Genomic DNA, 1,888 nt, shown 5'->3' on the forward strand with positions numbered 1-1,888 from the left:
TTTGCTGGTGGCCATAGAGAAGTGGAAACACTCGTTCCCATCCCGAACACGGTTAGTGAAACGCTTCTTCGCCGATGGTACTGCACCTCGTGTGTGGGAGAGTAGGTCGCTGCCAGCTTTTTTTATACTCTTTTAATTTAACTTTTATATTATTTATCATTTAAAATACTTATAATTTTATTTAATTTTTGTATATCTGATTTTATTACCTCTCTGTCAAAGGTAATAAAACCATTACTCTCTTCTTCTACATCACTAATTTGAGTATATATACTTCCTGTTAGCCCCTTCTGTTTTTGTTCTTTTACATTATTAAATTGCTCGCTAAGCCTATTTAAAAACTCTTCTTCGCTATTGGTCTTTTTATATATAAAATCCTTATCATTATAAGTATGATCTTTAATTCTAAATATATTACCACCAAATTCTGAAAGCACTGTTGCTCTATTCCTATCATCTTTCTTAAATTTATACGTTTGAAAGTAGTAGTGATATGATGCTATTTCACCTTTCTTTTGGTCATGCCAGCCTGATGTGTTATCAAAGAAACGAGTTTTATCAAAATTTCTTAAATGAAGATAGACATCATAGCTATTAAATTGTCCCCAGCCTTCATTGAAAATAGTCCAAAGAATGATACATTTATAGTTCTTTAAACATTTTATAGTGTCCTCAGCACTTTGAATAAACTCATCCTTGCCTTTTTGTTCTTTTCTTCCAAACATCTTATGGTGTTCTTTATCTGATAATTTAAAGCCTTGCACAACTGCAGGAAGGCTAGCTACAACTATTGAAGGATTTCCTCCTGATACCATATCCTGCCATACACAAAGACCTATTTTATCGCAAAGATAGTAAAACATAGGGCTTTCAACTTTAATATGCTTTCTAAGCGTATTAAAGCCTAAGCTTTTAATTAGCTTAAGGTCAGCTTCCATTTCTTTTTCATCAAGTGTTAAATACCCAATAGGAGAGTATCCTTGGTCTAGTACACCATTTGAAAAGAATTCTTTTCCATTTAGCATAAAGCGATTACTATCGCTGTATGAAAGGTATCTGAAGGTAAAATATGAGGAAACTACATCCTTTTTAAATGAAACCTTAACTGGATAAATTTTAGGATTATTAGGATGCCACAATTCAAGCTTACTAATATCAAGCATGCACTCTTTATTAGTTTCTACATATACTTTTGAAACCCCAAAATCCACTTCAGCAATACCTGTAGCTGTTGCACTAACAATGATAATTGCTTCTTTATCATTTAAGGTTTCTGTATAAATATCTTTAATATATTCTTTTTCTCTATTTTCAATATAAACACTTTGCCAAATACCACTTTGACAGCGATACCACATTCCATGGGGCTTTAATGATTGCTTACCTCTGCAATAAGGCTCGCTATCAGAAAAGTCGTGTACCTTAAGCTCTATTGTGTTATCTCCTTCAATTAAATATTTTGTTATATTAGCTTCAAAAGGGGTATATCCACCTTCATGATACATTACAAATTTTTTGTTCACAAATAATACACACCTCCAATCAACAGCGATGAAATGAAGGATTGTATCTTTATCAGACCTTTTATAGTTAATATGAGTTTTATACCAAAGTTCTTCATCTGGCAAAAGAGTGTGAGAAATTCCACTTTTTTCGGTTTCAGGTGAGTAAGGTACTAAAATACTTTTAGTATATTGGGGAGGATTATATGATAAAGTAGTTGCTTTTGGGTTATTAAAGGAAGTATCAATATAAGGACATTTTATTATCTCGCACTCCCATCTACCATTGAGAGAGTAAGAATCTTCTCTCTCAAACTTTTTATCTATACCTAACATTTCTTTTCCTCCTTTAACCTAATTATAATTAAAACTGAAAGAGGAATTAA

General features: G+C 32.2%; 1 protein-coding gene and 1 rRNA gene. One reads left to right on the forward strand and one right to left on the reverse strand.

Going from position 1 to position 1,888, the window contains the following annotated elements; genetic code table 11:
• Positions 1–3 precede the first annotated feature (3 nt).
• A 5S ribosomal RNA gene (rrf, locus tag SOY52_RS11095) occupies positions 4–118 on the forward strand.
• Positions 119–149: 31 nt separating this feature from the next.
• Here the strand turns inward: rrf and SOY52_RS11100 are convergent.
• Complete coding sequence (locus SOY52_RS11100) at positions 150–1,838, reverse strand: glycoside hydrolase family 2 protein (RefSeq protein ID WP_320849019.1); 1,689 nt, start codon at positions 1,836–1,838, stop codon at positions 150–152.
• Between the last annotated feature and the right edge of the window lie 50 nt (positions 1,839–1,888).

This window comes from Bullifex sp., from assembly GCF_034103065.1.
Taxonomy (GTDB): Bacteria; Spirochaetota; Spirochaetia; order Sphaerochaetales; family Sphaerochaetaceae; genus Bullifex.

What these genes read in the sequence shown, in the direction of transcription:
- SOY52_RS11100 (WP_320849019.1), bottom strand. Translation starts at nt 1,838, where the DNA reads ATGTTAGGTATAGATAAAAAGTTTGAGAGAGAAGATTCTTACTCTCTC.